The sequence below is a fragment of the Flavobacterium sp. NPDC079362 genome (assembly GCF_050267765.1).
Lineage (GTDB): Bacteria > Bacteroidota > Bacteroidia > Flavobacteriales > Flavobacteriaceae > Flavobacterium > Flavobacterium azizsancarii.
Map to the genome: position 1 here is coordinate 1 of NZ_JBNNFM010000018.1, position 22,176 is coordinate 22,176.

General features: G+C 34.4%; 17 protein-coding genes. 6 read left to right on the top strand and 11 right to left on the bottom strand.

What is annotated here, in order from left to right; all coding sequences use genetic code 11:
- Positions 1 to 427: 427 nt before the first annotated feature.
- The 3 genes from ACQKCJ_RS15355 to ACQKCJ_RS15365 are packed head-to-tail and all read right to left on the bottom strand — an operon-like array spanning position 428 to position 6,186.
- A complete protein-coding gene (locus ACQKCJ_RS15355; protein ID WP_427402338.1) occupies positions 428 to 1,516 on the bottom strand; it encodes an efflux RND transporter periplasmic adaptor subunit in 1,089 nt (362 codons plus the stop codon).
- On the bottom strand, positions 1,506 to 4,790 hold the full coding sequence (locus ACQKCJ_RS15360; RefSeq protein ID WP_427402339.1) for an efflux RND transporter permease subunit: 3,285 nt from the start codon (positions 4,788 to 4,790) through the stop codon (positions 1,506 to 1,508). Before ACQKCJ_RS15360 ends, ACQKCJ_RS15355 begins: the two co-directional genes overlap by 11 nt.
- A 10-nt stretch (positions 4,791 to 4,800) precedes the next feature.
- The gene (locus ACQKCJ_RS15365) at positions 4,801 to 6,186 is read right to left on the bottom strand and encodes a TolC family protein (protein ID WP_427402340.1); all 1,386 of its coding nucleotides are present in this window, start codon (positions 6,184 to 6,186) and stop codon (positions 4,801 to 4,803) included.
- A gap of 165 nt (positions 6,187 to 6,351) precedes the next feature.
- Here ACQKCJ_RS15365 and ACQKCJ_RS15370 point away from each other — a divergent pair, with 165 nt between their 5' ends.
- Both ACQKCJ_RS15370 and ACQKCJ_RS15375 read left to right on the top strand, forming a co-directional pair.
- On the top strand, positions 6,352 to 7,395 hold the full coding sequence (locus ACQKCJ_RS15370; protein ID WP_271336160.1) for a sensor histidine kinase: 1,044 nt from the start codon (positions 6,352 to 6,354) through the stop codon (positions 7,393 to 7,395).
- Positions 7,392 to 8,090, top strand: a complete 699-nt coding sequence (locus tag ACQKCJ_RS15375) for a LytR/AlgR family response regulator transcription factor (RefSeq protein ID WP_427402341.1) — start codon at positions 7,392 to 7,394, stop codon at positions 8,088 to 8,090. The genes ACQKCJ_RS15370 and ACQKCJ_RS15375 overlap by 4 nt, the downstream gene beginning before the upstream one ends.
- A 107-nt stretch (positions 8,091 to 8,197) precedes the next feature.
- Here ACQKCJ_RS15375 and ACQKCJ_RS15380 read toward each other — a convergent pair whose 3' ends face one another.
- Positions 8,198 to 8,914, bottom strand: a complete 717-nt coding sequence (locus ACQKCJ_RS15380) for a DUF4386 domain-containing protein (RefSeq protein WP_271336162.1) — start codon at positions 8,912 to 8,914, stop codon at positions 8,198 to 8,200.
- Positions 8,915 to 9,064: 150 nt separating this feature from the next.
- Here ACQKCJ_RS15380 and ACQKCJ_RS15385 point away from each other — a divergent pair, with 150 nt between their 5' ends.
- A complete protein-coding gene (locus tag ACQKCJ_RS15385) occupies positions 9,065 to 9,538 on the top strand; it encodes a PepSY domain-containing protein (protein WP_427402342.1) in 474 nt (157 codons plus the stop codon).
- A gap of 178 nt (positions 9,539 to 9,716) precedes the next feature.
- Here the strand turns inward: ACQKCJ_RS15385 and ACQKCJ_RS15390 are convergent, their stop codons facing one another.
- From ACQKCJ_RS15390 to ACQKCJ_RS15415, 6 genes are all read right to left on the bottom strand, one after another.
- Positions 9,717 to 10,481, bottom strand: coding sequence for an SDR family oxidoreductase (locus ACQKCJ_RS15390; protein WP_427402343.1), 765 nt, complete (start codon positions 10,479 to 10,481; stop codon positions 9,717 to 9,719).
- A 286-nt stretch (positions 10,482 to 10,767) separates the two neighbouring features.
- On the bottom strand, positions 10,768 to 11,493 hold the full coding sequence (locus tag ACQKCJ_RS15395; RefSeq protein ID WP_271336165.1) for an SDR family oxidoreductase: 726 nt from the start codon (positions 11,491 to 11,493) through the stop codon (positions 10,768 to 10,770).
- A 272-nt stretch (positions 11,494 to 11,765) separates the two neighbouring features.
- Positions 11,766 to 12,689, bottom strand: coding sequence for a helix-turn-helix domain-containing protein (locus tag ACQKCJ_RS15400; RefSeq protein ID WP_271336166.1), 924 nt, complete (start codon positions 12,687 to 12,689; stop codon positions 11,766 to 11,768).
- Between the two features lie 323 nt (positions 12,690 to 13,012).
- Positions 13,013 to 13,567, bottom strand: coding sequence for a 2'-5' RNA ligase family protein (locus ACQKCJ_RS15405; protein WP_427402344.1), 555 nt, complete (start codon positions 13,565 to 13,567; stop codon positions 13,013 to 13,015).
- 73 nt (positions 13,568 to 13,640) lie between these two features.
- Positions 13,641 to 13,955 carry a hypothetical protein gene (locus tag ACQKCJ_RS15410; RefSeq protein WP_427402345.1) on the bottom strand — a complete coding sequence of 105 codons (315 nt, stop codon included), beginning with the start codon at positions 13,953 to 13,955 and terminating at the stop codon, positions 13,641 to 13,643.
- Positions 13,956 to 14,457: 502 nt separating this feature from the next.
- Complete coding sequence (locus ACQKCJ_RS15415; RefSeq protein ID WP_427402346.1) at positions 14,458 to 15,492, bottom strand: helix-turn-helix domain-containing protein; 1,035 nt, start codon at positions 15,490 to 15,492, stop codon at positions 14,458 to 14,460.
- A gap of 107 nt (positions 15,493 to 15,599) precedes the next feature.
- Here ACQKCJ_RS15415 and ACQKCJ_RS15420 point away from each other — a divergent pair, with 107 nt between their 5' ends.
- From ACQKCJ_RS15420 to ACQKCJ_RS15430, 3 genes are all read left to right on the top strand, one after another.
- Positions 15,600 to 17,993, top strand: coding sequence for a TonB-dependent receptor (locus ACQKCJ_RS15420; protein ID WP_427402347.1), 2,394 nt, complete (start codon positions 15,600 to 15,602; stop codon positions 17,991 to 17,993).
- 27 nt (positions 17,994 to 18,020) lie between these two features.
- The gene (locus ACQKCJ_RS15425) at positions 18,021 to 19,256 is read left to right on the top strand and encodes a DUF4374 domain-containing protein (RefSeq protein WP_271336171.1); all 1,236 of its coding nucleotides are present in this window, start codon (positions 18,021 to 18,023) and stop codon (positions 19,254 to 19,256) included.
- 72 nt (positions 19,257 to 19,328) lie between these two features.
- Entirely contained in the window at positions 19,329 to 20,738 is a 1,410-nt protein-coding gene (locus tag ACQKCJ_RS15430) for a PepSY-associated TM helix domain-containing protein (protein WP_427402348.1), read from the top strand.
- Between the two features lie 79 nt (positions 20,739 to 20,817).
- Here the strand turns inward: ACQKCJ_RS15430 and ACQKCJ_RS15435 are convergent, their stop codons facing one another.
- Positions 20,818 to 21,768 carry an alpha/beta hydrolase gene (locus tag ACQKCJ_RS15435; protein ID WP_271336173.1) on the bottom strand — a complete coding sequence of 317 codons (951 nt, stop codon included), beginning with the start codon at positions 21,766 to 21,768 and terminating at the stop codon, positions 20,818 to 20,820.
- Positions 21,769 to 22,176 lie beyond the last annotated feature (408 nt).

Below are 22,176 nucleotides of genomic sequence, written 5' to 3' on the forward strand. Positions count from 1 at the left end.
TCAGTTACTTAACACTGATTAAATTTACAAAATTCTTAATAAAAATACAAATTAAAAAAAAGTAGCTGACTCAGTTTTGAGACAGCTACTTTTTTTTTGTAATTGAATTTGATTCTTTAATGGTATGACAAAAAATGAGAATAAAAAACTTTGCTTTTGATAGCTATCGGGATTTCTAGATTCATTTTTAATTTCATAAGCCTTCGACTAAGCTCAGGATGACAATAGGGTATGATAAAAAATGAGAATAAAAACTTAGCTACTTAGCGCCTTTGTGGCAAAAACAAAAAAGCATAAAAAAAGGGCGATACTATATCAAGTACCGCCCTAAAGGTGAATTTTAATCTACATTCTAAAATTAGATTTTAAAATGCCGCATTGAAGCGTACAGTTTTTGGTAAACTACTATAAGAAAGCTAAACGAAGTTTATTCGTTTATGATATCGCCTTCTTTAGTTTCTTCGCTGGCAATTTTTACCAGTTTATCTTTTTGGTTTAGATCACCGAAGATTTCAATTTTATCGTCGATTTCTCTTCCTTTTTTTACATCAACTCTTGTTGCTTTGTGGTTGACTACTTTAATCACAAACAATCCTTCAGCAGAATTCACTAAAGCCGATTTTGGAATTACAAATGTACTGTCTTTCGCGTTAAGCGGTAACAAAACTTCGGCTACCATTCCTGGTAATAAATCTCCTTTTGTGTTGTGTACATCCATTTCTACGCGTTCAGAACGAAGTTTCATGTCTAATGCTCCGGACATTCTCGTGATCTTCGCTTTGAAAGTTTCCGGCAATGATTTTACATTAAAACTCATTTCATCGCCATTGTGTAAATATCCTGTGTACAATTCCGGAATAGAAACTGCTAAACGCAATTTGCTTTGTTCCTGAATGGTCAATAAAGGCAAATCTGAACCTTTTCCTGCAGGACCAACAAATGTTCCTAAATTCACATTTCTTGCTGCTACAACTCCGTCAAAAGGAGCACGGATTTCAAGATAACCTCTCATAATCGACACTTCTTTATGGGCTGCAACAGCTGCCTGATATTGTGCATAATCAGAGTTTTTCTTTCCGTTGGCCATTTCTAAATCATTTTTAGAAATAGTTCCTTCGACTTTGCTTGTTTCATACAAACGGTTGTAGGTGCTTTTTGTAGTAGCATAAATAGCTTCCATCGATTTTAGTCTTGATTCGGCTGCAGCTAGTTGAGAACTGATTTCCGGCGCTTCAAGAACGATCAAAAGTTGTCCTTTTTTTACTTTAGTACCAATATCTACTTTTAGCAATTTTACAAAACTGCTTACTTTTGCGTACAAGTCTACTTGTTGAAAACCGTTTAATTCGGCAGGTAAACGCAATTCTGTAGTTAGTTTTTCTTTTTCTAAAGAAAACGTTTCAGTTTTAGGCTCAATTTCTGCAGCAGGAGTTTCTTCTTTCTTGGAATTACAACTAGTTAGAAAAAATACGGCTACAAAAAATAATGCGGTCGATTGTATAATGTTATTTTTCATTTTTTGGATTTAATGATGAGATATAATGGATGCTTTCTTCGTCCTCAGGATCTAAAGAAACAGATTGTGTTGTTGTTTTTTCTTGTGCCCATGCAAAAATCAATGGCAAGATAAGCAATACTGCAAAAGTGGAGAATAATAATCCACCAATTACAGCTCTACCTAACGGAGAAACCTGATCGCCACCTTCGCCATGACCAATTGCCATAGGCAACATTCCCGCAATCATCGCAACAGATGTCATGATAATAGGACGAAGACGCAACGCTGCAGCTTCACGTGCTGATTCTAATGCATTTCCGTTTCGTTTTCGAAGCTGTTCAGCATTCGTGACCAATAAAACGGCATTTGCGATCGAAACCCCAACGGACATAATGATTCCCATATACGATTGTAAGTTTAGTGTAGAACCTGTAATAGTAAGCATTAATAATGCTCCCAAAACTACCGCTGGAACTGTGGTTAAAATTACCAAGGAAACTTTGAACGATTGGAAATTAGCGGCTAACATTAAGAAGATTACAAATATGGCAACCAATAAACCTACTTGTAAACTGCTTAATGTTTCTACCAATACTTTACTCATTCCGATAGGAGTAATGAATAACCCCCTAGGTAATTCTCCCAACGAACTGATAGTTGCATCCACATCTTTTACTGCCGTACCTAAATCGGTCTGGCTAATGTTGGCTGTAACGGTAATGTATGGCATAGCCCCTAAATTGTCATTTTCACCACTTACAAATCCGGGTGTAATTTTTGCAACGTCACTTAAAACAGGACGTAATGAATTTTTTAATACTGGAATTTCTCCAATATCAGTTTTGCTCTTCATTTGGTTTAGTGGTACCTGAACCTGAACGTTGTATGATAATCCTGCTCTTTCATCTACCCACATATTCTTCTCGGTATATCTTGATGATGAGGTAGAAGCCACAAGTGATCTTGAAATATCATTCATGTCAACACCCAATTCAGCAGCACGAGTTCTGTCAATATCAATATTCATGGCTGGATAATGAATTGGCTGACCAATTTGTACGTCTCTGAAATAAGCAATCTTTTTAAGTTTCTCTACAATTTGATTGGCGTATAACTCATTTCGTTTTTTGTCTTTTCCGGCAATACGAACTTCGATTGGAGTAGGGGATCCCTGGCTCAAAACTTTATCTGTTAATTCGATTGGCTCAAAAGAAAGTTTCACATCGGGAAGCACTTTTTTTATTCTGGCTCTAAAGTCGTCTTTAAAGTCGTCCATATCGACATGATATTCTTTTAAACTCACCTGAAATACTGCTTCATGCGAACCTGCCATGAACAAATAAATCGGGTTAATCGAGAATAACGACGGGTGTTGTCCTACATATACAGATGAAATTCCGATATGCTCTTTGCCAACCATTTTTTGTAATTCTTTCAGAACAATAATCGCCTTTTCTTCGGTACGTTCTAAACGGGTTCCATCAGGAGCACGCATTCTCAATTGAAACTGACTTGAATTTACTTTCGGGAAAACATCTTTTCCAATGAAATTAAGAAAGGTAACAGCCAAAAGCGTAATTCCGACTAAGTAGATTAAAGTAACCGCTTTTTTATGAGGGAATAAACTATTTAAAGTCTTCATGAATCGGATTCTGAAACGCTCGAAAGCACCAATTTTTCCGTCATTATTAGTATCATCTCTTTCAACGTAACCTTTTTTCTGAGTAATCAAATCTCTCTCAGATTCCGGTGTAATTCCACTATCGTTAAATTCAGCTTCATCATCTGTAATACCGGGTGCGTGTTCGTGTTTTTCGTGTCCTTTCATCAACCAGTTCGCCATTACGGGAACAAAAGTCTGAGATAATAAAAACGAAATAACCATAGAGAAACCAATTGCCAATGCTAATGGCAGGAACAAAGCTCCAGGAATTCCGACCATGGTAAATGCCGGAGCAAAAACCGCCAGAATACAAAGTAAAATCAATAATTTAGGCAACGCAATTTCCTGACACGCATCCCAGATGGCGAGTGCCTTGGGTTTGCCCATGTCGAGATGCTGGTGAATATTTTCGATGGTTACCGTACTTTCATCCACCAAAATTCCAATGGCCAATGCCAATCCGCTTAAAGACATTAAGTTGATCGTTTGTCCGAATAATTTCAGGAATAAAACTCCTGATATTATCGAAATTGGGATCGTTAAGATTACGATCAAAGCGGCACGTTTGTCTCCAAGGAAAAGTAAAACCATTAATCCGGTTAAAACTGCCCCGATAATACCCTCGGTAATCAAACTTTTTACCGAGTTGATTACATAAACCGACTGGTCAAATTCGTAAGATAATTTTACATCTTCTGGAAGTGTACTTTGAATTTTTGGCAATTCTGATTTTAATTTCTGAACTACATCCCATGTCGAAGCATCTCCTGCTTTTGCAATACTGATATAAACCGAACGTTTTCCGTTTACCAAAGCATAACCTGCAGTAATATCGGCACCATCCTTTACAGTTGCCACATCGCCAAGAGTTAAGTTCTGAACGCTTCCTTTGAACAACGGAATTTTCTCGAAATCCTTAACTTCTTTAATGGTATTATTAGTTGGTGTAATGTAATTTTTATCACCAATTCTCACATTTCCTGACGGAGCTGTCTGGTTGTTGATACGAATGGCTTCTACAACCTGATCCGGCGTCATATTGTGCGAACGCAATAAATCCGGATCAACATTGACCTCGATAGTTCTTGGGCTTCCGCCAAAGGGTGCCGGAGATAATAAACCGGGAATCGAAGTAAACGAAGCACGAACGTAAACGTTGGCTAAATCCTGTAATTCATTATTTGACCTGATTTTACTGCTCAAAACCAATTGACCAATTGGCAAAGACGAAGCATCAAAACGAATGATAAACGGCGGTTGTGTTCCCGGAGGAAATGCTGCCTGGATTCTGTTCGAAAGTGAACTCAATTCGGCTGCAGCCTGAGCCATATTCGTGTTTTCATAATAGGTTAATTTCATAATCATTAACCCCTGAATATTCTTGGTTTCTACCGATTTTACACCATTGGCAAACGGTAAAATGTTGACATAAGTCTTAGCAAAATAAGCTTCCATCTGGTCCGGTGTATAACCACCAAAAGGATGTGCAATATAGATAACCGGCAAGTTCATTTTTGGCAGGATATCTACCTTAATGTCCTTGATGGCACCAATTCCGAAGAAAAATAGACCCGCAACCAATACTAATATGGAGATGGGTTTGCGGAGTGCAAAACGTATTAAATTCATTGGGATCTAATTAAAATTCATTTATAAATAAGTCAAAATTGCCAGTAGCTGCTACTTTAAGCAAGAATGATTGCCACACATTATTGTTGACGATATCACGATCGATTTCGGCACGATTCAGCGTATATAGCGTTTGGGTTATATCCGTTAAATCCGTTAATCCGTTTTTATATAAAGTCGATTTTTGCAAATAGGCTCTTTTTGCTGCATCAACCTGAATTGGTGCTTCGGCAAAGTTGTCGATTGTGATTTTTATTTTATCATCGGCCAATGCCAGTTGCGATTTTAGTTCTCTGTCGGCTTGGTTATATTCTTCTTGTAAACCTTGCGAAACATATTTTTGAGCGCTTACTTGTTTGCTTGCTCTAAAAGGCGTCGTCAGGTTCCAGCTAATTCCAATTCCCACCAAATAATTGGTACGATCCGGATTTACGCCATCCCAATAATTTCTGTTGAACGAATTTTGATCTGTGATATAATCGCTATTAAATCCGGAAGCACGCGTTTGCAAAACACCAAATGCGCTCATAGTTGGATAATAAAAACGTTTGTAAAGTTTCATTTGTTGATTGCTGTAATCAATTTTAGTTTTGTAAAATTGAAGTAAAGGGTGCAGACTATCAGAAGTTGCTGTTCCTCGAAGAATCTCTTTCGGAATTTCATTTACAAATAAAGTGTCCGTTACAAAATCCTGAGGAGCAACTCCCATCAAATCAACTAATTTGTTATTTTGTTCTTTGACGAAGTTTTTAGCCAGGTTCAAAGAGATTTTAGCTTTAGAAACTTCGGCTGTAGCCAATGTAGAATCGACTCCGGCCAATAATCCATTTTTAACCCGTGCAACAGCTGTCTTTTTGAAAACTTCTGCGCGGCTTAAATTCTTTTGTTGGGAAATCAATAATCTTTGGCTCGCTAGTAAGTTCAGGTAAGCAGCAGAAATTTTGATTTCCTGTTGGAATTCTTCCTGTTTCAAATCTTTTTCTTTTGCCTGAACATCGACTTTCGCCAAATTGATTTTCTCCTGAATTTTTCCAAACGTGAAAAAATCCCAGTTCATGTTGACCAAATACAAGGCGCCAAAAGCTGAGTTCCAGTTTTGATCCGGCAATGCGGGTCCGGAAGAAGCTGTTCCTAAACCATTAAAACCATACATGACACCGTTCTGGCCATTGATGGTTCCGTAATCCTGTTGTGCCGATAAGTTAAGGTTTGGCAGATAATCACGCTTGGATTGTTTGAGAGTCTCGCGTGACGCATTCGTGTAATTGCTTTTTGCCTTGATCGAACCGTAGTTTTCTAAACCTGTTTTTACTGCTTCTTTTAAAGACAAGGTTTGTGCATAACTACCACAGGCAAAAATCAAGAAAACTAACAAAGTAATTTTTCTGAAGTACATAAAATTAGTGATATGAAATTGATAGAACAAAAATATTTCTCTTGCGCTGATATATGTCATGTTAAATGATGTACTACGATAATAAATGACCAATTGAATTTGTCATTTATTGGAAATAATAATTAATTATTTGTACGTACTTTGTAAACTATTTAAGTATTAAAAATGAATAAAAAATTTGATAACATATTAGACAACAAATGGTGGCAGGAGGTAGCCGTTGTCGTCTTTTCATTTACGATCTATACGTTAAAAAATGACTGGATGTTATTTAGTTCTTTTACTTCCATATTAATGGGTGTGTTTTTCTATCTGGTTTTATACATGCATGCCCAATTCAATCGTTTCTTTCTTTTACCTATTTTATTCAAAACACAACGTCCTGTAACTTATATCATTTTAACTCTTTTTGGTGTATTTGTCTTTTCGGTAGTTTTATATGAGATTACAATGCTCGATATGTTTAGTAATTGTCATCTGTATCAAAATTCTCATCAACGAAGTTATGCGTATCAATTGGCAAGTGTTTTAGGAACTCTGGTTTGTATTTTAAGTCCTATAATTGTATTTAAATTCTATAGGATTCACAGAAAAAAAACAGATGAAACCTTATTGTTCAACGAAATGCAGCTCAATTCACTAAAAGGGCAATTGAATCCACACTTTTTATTTAATACCTTTAATACACTTTACGGAATAAGTTTGGAGTTTCCCGAAAGAACGCCGGATTTGATCATGAAAGTGTCGCAATTAATGCGTTATCAGCTCGAAAGCAATAATAAGAAATGTGTTTCTCTTGAAGATGAACTGGAGTTTATAAACAGTTACGTACAACTCGAAAAAGAAAGGGTAGGATACCGTTGCGAGATTACTTATGATTGTAAAATCGATAACGAGAATGCCTATAAAGTATCGCCGATGCTGTTGATTGCTTTTATCGAAAATGCCTTTAAACACGGGACTTGTGCGATTGAGAAATGTTATGTCAGAATTATAATTACAGTAGAAAATGGTTTGCTGCATTTGCATGTCGTCAATTCAATTCCGACAAAAAAGACAGATGTTGTTTCTACTAAAATTGGATTGAAAAATACAATAGAACGTTTGAATTTAATCTATGGTAAAAACTATAAATTAGACATTCAGGACGGTAATAAGAACACATATATTGTAGATTTGAAGTTGCAATTGAAAAAGTTTGTAGAATGAGAGAACCCAAAAAATGTATAATTGTAGATGATGAACCGGCGGCACATTATGTGTTGGCGAATTATATAAAGCAAAATCCACAATTAGAGTTGGTTTTTCAGGGCTATAATGGCATCGAGGCAATGGATTATCTTCGTGAGAATCCTGTTGATTTAATGTTTCTCGATATCAATATGCCCGAGATTTCAGGAATGGAATTGCTAAAGATTATTCCAACACATCCTAAAACCATTTTGACAACGGCTTATTCTGAATATGCGCTCGAAAGTTATGATTATGGTGTAATAGATTATCTCTTAAAACCTATTTATTTTCCAAGGTTCTTAAAAGCAATTGATCGTTTTTTTGCTACCGAGGGCGCAAAAATAAAAACAGAAGAAACAGTTGTGAATTCTGTGAATGTAAAAGTCGATGGTTATTTTATGGATATCGAACTTGATCAGCTTTTATTTGCGCAGAGTTTTGGTAATTATGTAAAATTGCACACAATAAAAAGAAACTATTTAGCCTCGATTACAACAAGCGAATTGGAAAAATGTTTACCTGAGAAAAATTTCATGCGCATTCATAAATCATATATCGTAGCGCTGGATAAAATCGAAGCAACAGACAAAGATTTTGTGGTCATTAAAAATGAAAAATTACCGGTCGGGATTACCTATAAAAGGGAATTATCCGACCGGATAAAAAAATAAAACTCGAAATAAGATTGCTTACTAATTCAAATTATTTCAAATAAAGCCTGTGATGATGTTTTTCTTACAGGCTTTTTAGATTCTGGTTGAGTTTTATTTAATATATATTATATGCATTTTTGTTTCCAGACGGGTAGATTTACTCCTTTGAAAATCAGCCATAAACTTAATGTTAATTCTGCAATCAGACATGGCATTAACAAAATTATGCCGGAAAGCTGCGGAACAAGAATTAAGGCAAAACTATTGAACAGATAACAGATCCCTGCTATTGTCATTAAAACGCCAATTATCTTTGGAAAGTATCCTGATTTAAAAATTAAATATCCTTCAATAAGACAAACAAACCCAAAAAAGATTAATCCAACCCCAAATCCAAAATCATGCAGTTTGATCGACAGATACGATAAAGTATGCAATTGATCCGGAGTAAATGATTTTAGATAATCAGCGTCGCCCAGAAAGAATAATGCGGCTAAGAGATTTAATTTATTAGCAGCCAAAACGGCTGTTTGTATCAAATTGAATGACAAATTAATTAAGGCCAGTTTCCTGCTTACCGGTTTTAAAAGGTAATAAAGCAGGATCATTACAGGCAAATCGCAAATTTGCATAATCAGATCAGCCGTAATCCCTATTTTCCATAAAAATTGAGAATGTATAATATTATTTGCTGTTGCAGCAGCATCACCTGAAACAAACAGTTTATTTCGAACAAAAGTCTCTGCAAAGAATCCCATGATGATAATTATGAGATATAGCATTCCTGCAATACGAGCATAATTTTGTGGTGAACTTTCGAAATTCTTAAGACTAAATTTCATGGTTTTTGTGGTTGTGGTTTGTTATAAGACGGTTAATTTCGAATAATGTTACTATTTGTTTTAACATTTCTTTTATAAATTAATTTTTCTCAAAATAAAGTAGTAATTTTAATACGTTATTTAGCGAATGTCAATTTAAAACTCAGGATCATGAAAAATCTTTTTTTATTTATTATCTTTTTATGCAGTAGTTTTATAATAGGACAAAATGGAGTTTCTCCGGATAAAGCAGTTACTCCGCCGGAAAAAGTTTTATATACTTTTCAAAAAGAATATCCCGGCAAAACGCCCACCTGGACAATGAAGTATGTTGGCGACGATGATGATGAAATTCGTTACGAAGCCAAATTCAAAACCAATGCGACTAGCGAAGCATTAGCAGTTTATGATAATTTGGGTGTTTTAAAAGCCTTTGAATCTCAGATTGCGCTGAGTAAACTTCCTGCAAAAGCTCAGGCATACTTAAAGAAAAATTATCCTGCCAAAGCCATTAAAGAAATTGCAGTTGTGGTAGATGATAAAAATAAAACAACATATGAAGTAGAAATACAAAAAGACTCGAAATTCTATGATGTCGTGTTTGATAAAAATGGAGGTTTTGACGTGATTGTCGAAAAAGATTAAACCAGAATACTTACTAACTCAATATATTTCTAAATGACAAATCCGACAGATTTTACAATCTGTCGGATTTTGTTTTTTAGGATATTAAGTATTATGAGCAAACCCGACAGGTTTCAAAAACCTGTCGGGTTTAACACTATGATTAATTAACAATCAACAATTAATAATTCACAATTAATTAAAGCATCATTCCGCCTGAAACTTCAATACGCTGTGCATTTACCCATCTCGCATCTTCGGTACATAAAAAAGCAACGACGCCGCCAATATCATCAGGTAAACCAACTCTTCCTAAAGCTGTTACAGATGCTATTTGTTGGTTCATTTGTTCATTATCACGAACAACCCCGCCGCCAAAATCTGTTTCTATAGCACCAGGAGCAACTACGTTTACTCTAATTTTTCTTGCGCCTAATTCTTTTGCCTGATATCTTGTCAGAGTTTCAATAGCACCTTTCATAGCGGCATAAGCAGCATAACCAGGAAATGAAAAACGAGCCAGACCTGTAGAAATATTCACAATTCCGCCACCGTCATTTAAGAAGATCAACGCTTTTTGAGTTAAGAAAAATGGACCTTTGAACTGAATATTAGTCAATTGATCAAATTCAGCCTCAGTTGTTCCAACAAATGAATTATGGATTCCTATTCCCGCATTATTTACTAAAAAGTCGAATTTATCTGTTTGGAAAGTACTTCTTAAAGCCTCTGAAACTTGATTAAAAAAGCCATCAAAAGTTCCTGAATCCGCCACATTCAATTGTAATGAAGCTGCTTTTTGTCCTAAACCTTCAATTTCTTTTACCACAGCATCAGCTTCGTCTTTTTTGCTGTTGTACGTAATGATAACGTCGATTCCTTTTTTTGCAATCGCGATTGCCATATTTTTTCCTAAACCTCTGCTACCACCGGTAACAAGAGCTATTTTTGTATTTACTGCCATTTTATATATGTTTTAAATTTTATTTATTATTGAATTAAAAATTGAGAATTAAAAATGTATGCCACAGATTAAAGGATTAAATAGATTATAAAATCTTCTTGATCTTTTAAATCTGCGAGAAAAAAATTAAACACATAGAAACATAGATTTTATTTTGAGTTAAAAAGATTGTAAAAGAAACTAGTTTCTAACACATAGCTATGTGAATTTAAATAAATGAAATGCCTTTTTTAAAGTTGCTAAAAGCTATGTTTCTATGTGTTTAATTAAATTATGTTCCATCAAATTAATTAGAATGCAATGCGTTAAATGAAGCTTTTAATTCCGGAACACTTGCGTTTATTCTTGTTGCACTGGTTCCAAAAGTAAGTTCATCTTTTCCTTCTTTCAATTGCTCAAAAATAGAGATGATAAAATCACTTACGCTTGGATGTGCGTCATGCAAACCAGGAGCTCCCAAATCTGTATTTAGTGCCGGAGGAATAATTTCGATCACTTCAATGTTTTTTGATTTCAATATATGACGAAGTGAAATTGTAAACGAACGGAAAAATGCTTTAGTAGCTGAATAAACCGGAACTTTTGCGAAAGGCGAAAGTGCCAATCCAGAAGTCACATTCATTACGGTCGTAAGCGATTTTAGCTGAATAAAAAGTGACGTTAAATGTAACGGAGCTTCAATATTGGTAGCAAGTTCTGTTTTAGCACTTTCATAGAAATCAGCATCCGTAACCGACACCCATTTCTGGATTCCTGCGTTGTTAATTAAAACATTCAAATCAGGATGATTTTCTGCAATCCATTCGTAAAGCGCTATACGCTCAGATTCGATTGCTAAGTCACATGCTTTTGTAATTACGGCTGGGAATTTTGCCTTTACTTCATTTAAAACAGACTCTCGTCTGCCGCAAATAATTACAGTGTTGTTTTCCTGAATAAATCTTTCGGTTAAGCCAAGTCCAATACCACTTGCGCCACCTGTTATTAGAATTTTGTTATTTGATAAGTTCATCTTTTTCGTTCTTTTAAATTGATAGGACAAAGGTAGGACCGAAGTAGGCTTAGGGAATTGTAAATATCAAATCGATGTTTGCGAAATTCAAACCAAGGGAAGAAAATAAATCTAAAAATAAATTCTAAAAAATAAATTCCAAATTCCAAAACTTGGTGTTCAACTTTGTCAAAGTTTAAAACTTTGACAAAGTTCTCCAAAATCTATATTCTATGATCTATATTCTATGATCTATATTCTATGATCTATATTCTATAATCTATATTCTATAATCAATTCCTGAATGCTAAAGGCGTATAGGTTGTTTGTTTTTTAAAGAAGTTAGAAAAATGCGCCAGTTCCTCGAAACCCAATGAAAATGCGATTTCAGAGATATTCCAATCGGTTTGTTTTAGGAGTACTTTTGCTTCATTGGTTAATCTGCTGCTGATGAGTTCAGTGGTGGTTTTTCCGGTGTTTTCTTTTAAAACTTTATTTAAATGATTCACATGAACGGATAATCGTTCGGCGAAATCTTTGGCTGTTCTCAGTTCTAATCGTTGATTTGGTGATTCTATTGGGAATTGTCTTTCCAGTAATTCAGCAAATAAAGAGGAAACTCTTGCTGCCGAATTATGTTTGGAATACAAAGCGGTTATAGGCTGCAATTTTTGCCCAAAGTGAATTAACTCCGCCACATAATTTCGGATTAAATCATATTTATAAATATAATCAGAATTAATTTCTTTTTGTATTTTGTTGAAAATCAATTCCACTTCGGCAACTTCTTCATCCGTAAGCTGAAAAATAGGATATCCGTCTGATGCAAAAATAGGAAGTTCATCTAAGTCAATTCCGCTTTTGTTTTTGGATAAAAACTCACTTGTAAAAACACAAAATTGTCCGGATTGATTGGTGTCTTGCGGAAGATAATTATAAGGAATTTTTGGTGTAGCAAATAAAAGCCCCTGTTTGTTGATTTCGATTATTTTATCGGCATATTCAGCTCGATTTTTACCTTTTATCAAACTGATTTTGTAGTAAGCACGTCGATCATATGGCATCCCGGGTTTTCCCTGCATTCTTTCCAAAAGTTCTTTAATATCAAAAACATTAAAATGACCAATTTCTTTTTTAATGTCGTTGGGTAATAATGAGCTTGGTTCTACAGAAGAGCCTTCGGTAATATCCTGGTAGAATGAATCTAGTGATTTCATAAGAGTGAATTGTAAAATTCAAATATACGAAAATTAAAAGATTGTTTTTTTAGTTTGAAGTTTCAGGTTGCTTTGCTTTGTGTTTATTTAACCGCAAAGGCCGCAATTTTTTAGTTTGCGCTTAGTAAACGCAAAGAGTTCGCAAAGCTGCTTGAAGACAAAGCTTTTAGAATTTTATGTTTTTTAGCACGCAGATTTAGCAGATTTAAACGGATTTAAGCTGATTTTTTTGTTCATTTTTGTCATCCTGAGGAGCGAAGGATCCCAAGATAGCAGTATTTAATAAATAAACTTTGTGTCTTAGTGCCTTTGCGGCAACCCCATCAAAACAAACTTCCCTGAATTAATTCCGGTTGTGGATTACTGCCAAAAGAAAAACTATCTATTACGAAATATTGCTTTTTAGGTTCTAATTCTCGTAATATTATATGATCGCACAAAAAGCGAACATCAATTGTGGTAAATAATTCGTTTGCAATTGCAATATTTTCAGGACTAAGTTTTCTTGCAATAGAAATATGTGGATCGCTGCTTCTGTCTTTACCAGATATCAGGAGTGTATCCTGAATTTTTTTCATGATAGATTTCAGTTGTTTAGAGTTTTCGTCAGGACCGATGAAGAATGCACCATTTGGATAAGAATCGAAATGATCTGAATGTACCTGAAAAGGAGTAAACGTATCAGCGATTTTACCCAGCTTTTGTTTGAATTTATCGATTTGAGAATCATCAATTTTAAATTCGCAAATTGTAATGTGAGCTACTGAATTTTTGCTGTTGAACCAACCAATTCTGGAAGCCAAACCTTCTTTCATGGTTTTGATAATTTGTATAATTTCTTCTGAAGGATGAATAACAACTGAATATTTCTTTTCCATTTAAGATTGGATTTTATGCAAATTTAAATTTTAAAATGAAAACCTATGATCGATACTTTAAAAATAAGGAAACCTAAAGTTTTCCCTTTAAATACAATCTGTGTTCTATTTCTGATTTAAGTAATCCGCTTCCTCCGCCAAAATGTTCAATTACTTCTACTTCAGGTTGGTGTTTGATGCAAAACGATGTAAAATCTTTTTCGACTTGTTCTTCTATCGCAGAACTTAATAAAACAATATCAATTTTGTTGTTTAAGAAATATGTCTGAGCTGTTTTTTCGTCATTGAAACCTATTGCATTCCAGTTTTCGTAAGCGTTTACCAGTCGTAGTAAAATTTCCAGGATCGGTTGGTTTTTTCCGAGTATTAAGAATTCATATGTTTTCATAATCAATATTTTATTTGCAAATTTAGAAGTAAAATAATAGTTTGGACTTAATCCAGGATAAGAAATAGAGTTTCTGAGTTTTTAATTTGAATATTTAAGCAATTCAGAAAGTAAGGTTTTTAGCAATTTCTTGAAAAAAGTGTTTTTAAGAGATATTTTTTTTTAGAGATAAATAAACGATAACCTCAGAGAATTAGTGTGTTAGCGTTTTTTGGATAAAAATATTTTGCATGAATGAGGAAAGCCGTAATGTTTTCTTTAAAGTAGCTTGTAATTTTGTCGCGTAGAAATCGATATAGGTGATGTTTTTTGCCTTTTTAAACAACATTACAGATACTACAGGTTAACTGTTTTTGGAGAAACATTTTTTTTTTTTGCAATGAAATTTGACATATCCATTTGATGATGGATGGCTTTGTATAAGTTTGCAAGCATACAAAAGTCTAATTTTACAGGGTTTTTAGATAACGTTATTTTGTAACAAAGTCTAAAGACCCTTTTTTTATTGGGTGAATATTAGAATTCCGGTAATCCAGATATGAATAAAGTCCCAATTGATTTTGAATTTCTGGGGAGAAAAACCATAGAAATTTTTAAAAGCTGCCGAAAAATGTGACACATCTTTATAGCCGCATTTATATGCTACGTCGCTAACGGTCGAAGCCTTATTCTGAAATAGTTCTTTGGCATGTTCCATTCGGAGTTTAATAATATAGCTTTTTACAGTAGTTCCAAAACAAGCTTTAAATCCTTTTTTTAGCTTAAATTCATTTAGCGAAATCGTTCTTGAAAGCTCTGTTAATGTAGGTGCATGAACATAATCTTTATCCAATATATGTTTCGCTTTCAGTAATTTATTATAATCGTCTTCATCAATTTGATCTTTTTGTACCGGTATGGTTATGATTTTTTCAAGTTGATGTATCAGCAGTTCCTTGATTTTGGTTTCCAAATACATTTTTTTTAATGCGCCCTGACGATTACAATTCTTTATTTCGTGAATTACCCATTGTATCGCTGGCGTAAACGGAATGTATTTTGAGGTCAGATAACTGGATTTTTTAAGCAAGATATTTTTTGAAAATTTCTCATGAAGTTCCCAGTCTTCGTTGATAATCTTGTAGTAAAAATCTTTTGATAGGATGATTGAGAAATGGTTAGTTTGTTCGAAAGCAGGTATTTTAAAAGTTGCCTTATATTTTGTAGCGTAAAATATATTATGGGTATTCTTTTTTGAATATTTTTCGGTTTCTAATTGATCAATATGAGTTTCGACATTATTGCAGCAGATAAAATTCATGACAACTGATTCTTCGTCAATTTCAAAAATGATAGTTTGTGGGGTCGAAAAAAGCATTTGTGTATCCAGTAAAACCATTCCGTCTGTAATCAAATGATGGCTTTTAATTTCTTCTGAATCGTTGTTTTTTATGTAGACATTCTCTTCCGTTAAATAATTTTTCGGATAATGAGTGCCACCAATTTCAATTTGAATAATTGAGTTTTCGTGTCCTGAAATTTTCGATTTGATCTTCAAAATATAATCCGTTTTTACAAAATAATAATCCGTTTTTCCCTATCTTTTTTAGAGTTGTTGATGGTACTTTTGCGTCAAAGTTATTTATAATTAGTCTAATTAAAGATATGACAACTCACAAATTTTTATTTTTTAGTATATTTTTTTTCTTTACAATCCTATCGTCTTCCCAGCAAAAACTGGGAGTTTCAGTAAGTGGAGAGGTAACAGAAAATTCAGGGCAAACAATTCCTTATGCCACAATTAATATAGAAAAAACTGACTTAAGCATTATTTCTGATGAAAACGGAAAGTTTATTTTCAAAAATGTAAAGCCGGGAAAACATGTTTTAAAAATTAAGGCAATTGGTTTCTCAACTCAAAAAAAACACATTGAAGTTTTAGCCAGTAATGTCAGTTTTTCTGTTCAGTTACAGAGTGAATTGAATCAATTAGAATCTGTAACAGTGTTAGGCCGTTCGCAAACAGATAAAGTAAACAAACAAGCTTATAGCGTTACGGCGATTGATGCAAAAAAGCTCCACAATTCTACTCTCGATTTGTCGCATGCATTAGACAGGGTTTCCGGTGTTCGGGTTCGTGAATCGGGTGGTGTAGGTTCTAAATCTGAGCTTTCTATTAATGGTTTTTCAGGTAATCAGGTAAAGTTTTTTATTGATGGTGTGCCTATGGATAATTTTGGTTCGTCTTTTCAATTGAATAATATTCCAATTAATCTTGCTGACAGAATAGAAGTTTACAAAGGTGTTGTGCCTATCTGGTTAGGCGGAGATGCTCTTGGAGGTGCGGTTAATATTGTAACAAATTCTAAACCCCGCACTTATCTGGATGCTTCGTACTCTTTTGGATCATTCAATACACATCGTACGACTATCAATGCGGGATATACGGCAAAAAGTGGTTTTACTACTGAAATTAACGCGTTTCAGAATTATTCAGATAATAATTATTGGGTAAATGTTGAAGCGGCCGATTTGTACACAGGCGAATATTTTCCAAATGCCCGTGTGAGAAGGTTTCATGATAGTTATCGCAACGAGACGGTGATTTTTAATATTGGAATAACAGGTAAAAAATACGCTGATAAATTATTATTTGGTTTTACAGCCGGAGAAAACAAAGCCGATATTCAAACTGGAGCCCGAATGACGAGTGTCTTTGGAAAAGTGTACAGCACAGGAAATATCTTAATGCCAACAGTAAAGTATCAGGTAAAAGATTTATTTACAAAAGGGCTAAATGTTAACGTTACGGGTAATTTTAATTTTGGTGAAGAACAGAATGTCGATACCGTTTATAGAAGGTATAACTGGTTTGGAGATTACAGAGAACTCGTAGGATTAGGTGGTGAACGTAGCCGTACGCTGCGTAAATTCAAAAATAATAATGGTATAGCCACAGCAAATTTTACGTATGCTTTAGGACTAAGACATTCTTTTATGCTAAATAACACGTTTAATACTTTTGATCGTAAAGAAAGCGATGAGTTGGTTCCGGAATCATTAGTATATAAGCAACCGAAAAAAACACAAAAAAATGTTTTGGGCGCAGGTTACAAATTTGACTACAATGAGAAATGGAGCACATCTGTATTTATCAAAAATTACTCTTTAAAAAGTACTTATTCAGAAAGTTACAACCCTTCCGGTACAACTGGTGATATTGCGTACAGAGAACATGTTAACAACAAAAATCTGGTTGGATATGGTGCCGCCAGCAGTTATTACTTAAAACATAATCTGCAGTTAAAGGGGTCTTTTGAAAAAAGCTACAGATTGCCAACTCCTGAAGAATTATTTGGAAACGTAAATAATAATATAGCGGGGAATATTGGACTTGAGCCGGAAACAAGTAACAATTTTAATCTTGGATTCAGTTATCAGACTAGTTTTAAGAAAGTCAATGCGATGACATTCGATGTAAATCTTTTGTATCGGGATGCAACTGATTTTATTCGTCCTGAATTGAATCTGAATCAAACAATGGTAACCAATGTGAACCAAAAAGGAGTTACAAATTATGGTATAGATGGTGAAGTGAGATATTCATACCGAAATAGATTTACTGCGGGGATGAATATGACGTATCAAAATCTTCGTAATATGACGAAATACGAACCAAACGAAAATTTTGTGTCGTTATGGTACAAAGACAGAGTGCCTAATATTCCTTTTCTTTTTGGCAATCTGGATGCTTCAGTATTTTTTTATGATTGTATAAAAAAAGGTAATAATTTATCTATTGGCTACAACTTTTTGTATGTACACGACTATTATTTATCATGGCCAAGCCGCGGTACCAAGGATGGTAAACTTGATATACCACAACAATTTAATCATGATTTAAATGCGGTTTACACCTTTGCAGATGGTAAATACAATATCGCATTCGAGTGCAAAAATGTCTTAGACAACAAGCTGTATGACAACTTTTCGCTGCAAAAACCAAGTCGTGCTTTTAATATAAAATTCAGGTATTTTTTCACCAAATCAAATAAATAAATTTAATAATTCAAACAATAAACTATTATGAAAAAAATGGGCAAATTAGCGATATTATCGGCTGTAGTGGCTTTTACATCATTCTCGTGCAGCAGTGATTCTGACAAATCTGCAGGCGAACCAGGTGGAGGAGGAGATACAGGTAAAACAAAATACATTATTACTGCTACTACAGGAGCAGCAGGAATTGCAGATTATTTACTGACGGCTGATGATATTTCTACAGGATCTATTACAACAACAGGAAACGGATTAGAGCAAGACGGTTCGTACCGTTATTATATTACCAATCAAAATAAATTCTTTAGCTTACTTTACGGACAAGGAAACCCTGGTGCAGTAACTACTTATAATCTGAATACAGAAGGAAAATTGGTGAAAAAATCGAATTTCCAGGCTGAAACCGTACAGGTATTTGCAGCAGTAAACAAAGATATCTTAACAATAAAAGTTCCAAGAAGTGGTGATGCTTCGATTGCTTCAATGTATAAAATTGATGCTGAAAAATCATTAATTACCGGTGAAGCGCAACACGACACTAAAAAATTAGCAAAAAACGGAGAAAGAGCTTTTTATACCTGGGCGACTCAGGTTGGAGATAAAGTATATATGCCGTATATGAGTATCAAAGGAGATGGAGTTGATAATTTTGGAACTGTAAATCCGGATAGTACCTGGGTGGCTGTTTACAACTATCCGGAGCTTAAATTAGAAAAAGTAATCAAAGATAACCGTACAAGTTATTTAGGTGCTTATTTTACAAATGGATTGTTTCAGGATGAAAACGGTGATGCGTATGGATTCTCAGGAGCAATCGCAACAAGTAATTCAGTTTTGGTTTCTAAAAAGCCATCTGCAATTATTAAAATTAAAAAAGGAACTACAGAATTTGATCAGTCATACTTTTTTAATGTACAGGAAAAATCAGGAGGGTACAAAATCTCAGCTACAAGTTATATCTCAAAAGGTAAATTTTTATTGTTGATGTACGGTAATGTGGGTAAAAACAACGGAGCAGCTAAATTGGCTATTGCAGATGTTTACAACCAAACATTTACATGGGTAACGAATGTTCCCGCAACATTAACTTCGGCTACAAGTCGTTATAATATTACTACAGAAGACGGAAATTCTGCTGTAATTGGTATTAATACACCTGAAGGAAACTGGATTTATACTATTAATGGTTCAACTGCGGTTGCTACTAAAGGTATGAAAGTCGAAGGTGGTCAGATTACTGCAATTGCGAAGTTAAAATATTAAAATTGGTTTTTTTTGAACCGTAGGCCTTTCGGGGCTTGCGGTTTTTTTATTTATCCTTATACGTTATTAAATATGTTTTCTTTTTCAAAATCAAAATCAAGTTCAAATAAGAAAAAAAGTAAAAAATCGCTTTTCAAGCGTGTTATGGCCTGGCTGCATTTATGGCTCGGACTGGCTTCTGGTATTATCGTCGTCATTGTTAGTATTACGGGCTGTATTTATGTTTTTGAAAATGAAATTAAAGATTTTATTGAAGACTGGCGTTTTGTCGAACCTAAGGAAAAAGCTTTTTTATTGCCCTCCCAGTTGGTTACAATTGCAGATAAAGCAATGAAAGGAAAACATGCAACCAGTGTAACTTTTGGAGAAAAAGAGGATGCCGCCATTGTGGGATACTTTATCCAAAAGAAAGAAGAAGGAAAAGACAAAGAAGGAAAAGGGAAAAAAGAAGGAATTGCTAAAAACGATAGCGAGAAAGGAAAAACATTAGAAAAAGGAAAAGCAAAGGGAAAAGGAAAAGAAGAAAAACCCAAAAAGAGAAGAAGTGGTGTTTTTACCAGTATATATATGAATCCTTATACAGGTGAGATTCTTAATATAAAATCAGTTTCAAGAACAGATTCCCCGGATTTTTTCAGATGGATCTTAAATGGTCATCGTGCCTTATGGCTGCCTTATGATATTGGCAGGCCCATTGTAGGTGTGGCGGTTATAATTTTTGTTATTCTATTGATTTCAGGTATAGTACTTTGGTGGCCAACCAAATGGATTAAGTCAATTATTAATAAAAGTTTCAAAATAAAAACAGATGCCAGTTTTAAACGTGTCAATTATGATTTGCATAATGTGCTGGGGTTTTACAGTTGTATTTTTCTGTTCTTTATTGCTGTAACCGGCTTGGTATGGAGTTTTGGCTGGTGGAGTAAATCCTTATATTGGGTTACTTCCGGCGGAAAACCATTAGTTGAAAATAGAGAATCTCCAAAATCTGATACAACGCACGTCAAAACATTTGAATTGTCTACAGTTGACAGGGTTTTAAAAAACATAGCAAAAGAAAATCCTCAGGCTGCAGGAATTATGATTAGTATTCCTGAAAAGCCAGCTGACCCTATTGGCGCATTTGTTTACAAACAAAAGAACACCTATTATAATATGGATCGCTATAGTTTTGATCAGCAAATCTTAAAAGAAATATCGATAAAAACTCCTTTTTCAGGAAAATATATCGAAGCCAATATTCCGGATAAAATTCGCAGGATGAATTATGATATTCATGTGGGCGCTGTCCTTGGACTTACCGGAAAAATTATTGCTTTTTTTGCCAGTCTGATTTCGGCAAGTTTACCCATTACGGGATTTTTAATTTGGTGGGGAAAACAGAAATTTGGCAAAAAAACTGTTTCATCTCCAAAGGTTGCGGCAAAAGCAATTCCCATCGCTAAACCTAAGCAAGTGTTAGAGAAAGAATTGTCAGTATAACGGACTGAGAATCCGTTTTTGTACTTTTTGATGTTAGTTAGAAAGGCGAAACTTTATGAGTTTCGCCTTTTGTGTTACTTTAATTTTGATTGCTGTATCCGCGGGTTTTAAGCCATTCTTCACAGTCTCTTGTCCAGAATTTGCTAGTATCTTTTACACCTAGTCCAAAACCGTGTCCGCCTTTTTCATAGATATGCAATTCAGCAGGAACTCCGTTATTTTTCAAAGCCAAATAATAATTAATACTGTTTTCTGGCATAACGGTCTGATCGTCGCTGGCATGTACTAAAAAAGTGGGAGGAGTTTGAGCTGTTACTCTTTTTTCATTCGAAAAATAGTCCAGAACATCCTGAGAAGCATGATCACCTATTAAGCTGGTTTGTGAACCTTTGTGCGTAATATTTTCAACCATTGATATTACAGGATAAATTAAAAGTGCAAAATCCGGACGCGCACTTACTTTAGAACTTGTATCATAAACTTTATCATCATAATGCGTCGCTAAAGTCGAGGCTAAATGTCCGCCGGCAGAAAAGCCCATAATTCCAATTCTGGTAGGATCAATATTATATTTTATAGCATTTTGTCTCACGTAACGCAACGCTTCCTGAGCATCCTGTAGCGGTCCAACACTTTTGTTTTTCATTATTTTATCACTTGGCAATCTGTATTTTACCACAAAAGCAGCGATTCCTAAAGTATTAAGCCATTCAGCAACTTTAGTACCTTCTTTGTCAATAGCCAAATGCTGATATCCACCGCCGGGAAAAATAAGAACTGCCGCTTGATTGGGTTTGTTTTCCTTTGGCAAAAAAATACTCAAAGTAGGAATTGAAACTAAACTTGTGCTTTGCACTTTTCCGTCTTTGATACTTTGGTTTTCCTTGTAATCCGGAGCTTTAATTTGATCCGGTATTTTATTCCAAATCGGGATTATTTGATTTTGTGCCTGCATTTCATTTGTTATTCCTGCAACGAGCGCAAGAACTATAAAAGCTTTTTTCCAGTGGGATTTTTTCGGAGTTTTCAATTGTATTGTGATTTAGTTCAATGATAATGTATTGGAAGATATTCAAAAATAGAACTTTTTATTGATTTATGAATTTTAAAGAAAGTTAAAAAAACAAGTTTTGCCTTAAATAAGAGAGTTCGTCTAAAAAAGATTTGAAAGTATTGATTTTGGTACAATTTTACCCCTTAAAAAGGACAAATTTCACATGTGATCATTTAACAAATATATTGTTTAATTTGTAATTTTGAGCATATTTTTTTATCCTATATGTTTATTTATTTGATTAAAATAATTTTTTATACAATTTATTTGGAATATAAAGATTAAAAAGTATATTTGTGCAATCGATTACATTGTTTTGTTTCATTAGATTTAATGCATTGATTTTACGGTCTGTGCGCAGGGTTTTAAGGAGCAAAATGAAAT

What these genes read in the sequence shown, in the direction of transcription:
- ACQKCJ_RS15365 (WP_427402340.1), bottom strand. Translation starts at nt 6,186, where the DNA reads ATGTACTTCAGAAAAATTACTTTGTTAGTTTTCTTGATTTTTGCCTGT.
- ACQKCJ_RS15420 (WP_427402347.1), top strand. Translation starts at nt 15,600, where the DNA reads ATGACAACTCACAAATTTTTATTTTTTAGTATATTTTTTTTCTTTACA.
- ACQKCJ_RS15400 (WP_271336166.1), bottom strand. Translation starts at nt 12,689, where the DNA reads ATGAAATCACTAGATTCATTCTACCAGGATATTACCGAAGGCTCTTCT.
- ACQKCJ_RS15425 (WP_271336171.1), top strand. Translation starts at nt 18,021, where the DNA reads ATGAAAAAAATGGGCAAATTAGCGATATTATCGGCTGTAGTGGCTTTT.
- ACQKCJ_RS15390 (WP_427402343.1), bottom strand. Translation starts at nt 10,481, where the DNA reads ATGGCAGTAAATACAAAAATAGCTCTTGTTACCGGTGGTAGCAGAGGT.
- ACQKCJ_RS15405 (WP_427402344.1), bottom strand. Translation starts at nt 13,567, where the DNA reads ATGGAAAAGAAATATTCAGTTGTTATTCATCCTTCAGAAGAAATTATA.
- ACQKCJ_RS15385 (WP_427402342.1), top strand. Translation starts at nt 9,065, where the DNA reads ATGAAAAATCTTTTTTTATTTATTATCTTTTTATGCAGTAGTTTTATA.
- ACQKCJ_RS15430 (WP_427402348.1), top strand. Translation starts at nt 19,329, where the DNA reads ATGTTTTCTTTTTCAAAATCAAAATCAAGTTCAAATAAGAAAAAAAGT.
- ACQKCJ_RS15355 (WP_427402338.1), bottom strand. Translation starts at nt 1,516, where the DNA reads ATGAAAAATAACATTATACAATCGACCGCATTATTTTTTGTAGCCGTA.
- ACQKCJ_RS15380 (WP_271336162.1), bottom strand. Translation starts at nt 8,914, where the DNA reads ATGAAATTTAGTCTTAAGAATTTCGAAAGTTCACCACAAAATTATGCT.
- ACQKCJ_RS15375 (WP_427402341.1), top strand. Translation starts at nt 7,392, where the DNA reads ATGAGAGAACCCAAAAAATGTATAATTGTAGATGATGAACCGGCGGCA.
- ACQKCJ_RS15395 (WP_271336165.1), bottom strand. Translation starts at nt 11,493, where the DNA reads ATGAACTTATCAAATAACAAAATTCTAATAACAGGTGGCGCAAGTGGT.
- ACQKCJ_RS15360 (WP_427402339.1), bottom strand. Translation starts at nt 4,790, where the DNA reads ATGAATTTAATACGTTTTGCACTCCGCAAACCCATCTCCATATTAGTA.
- ACQKCJ_RS15370 (WP_271336160.1), top strand. Translation starts at nt 6,352, where the DNA reads ATGAATAAAAAATTTGATAACATATTAGACAACAAATGGTGGCAGGAG.
- ACQKCJ_RS15410 (WP_427402345.1), bottom strand. Translation starts at nt 13,955, where the DNA reads ATGAAAACATATGAATTCTTAATACTCGGAAAAAACCAACCGATCCTG.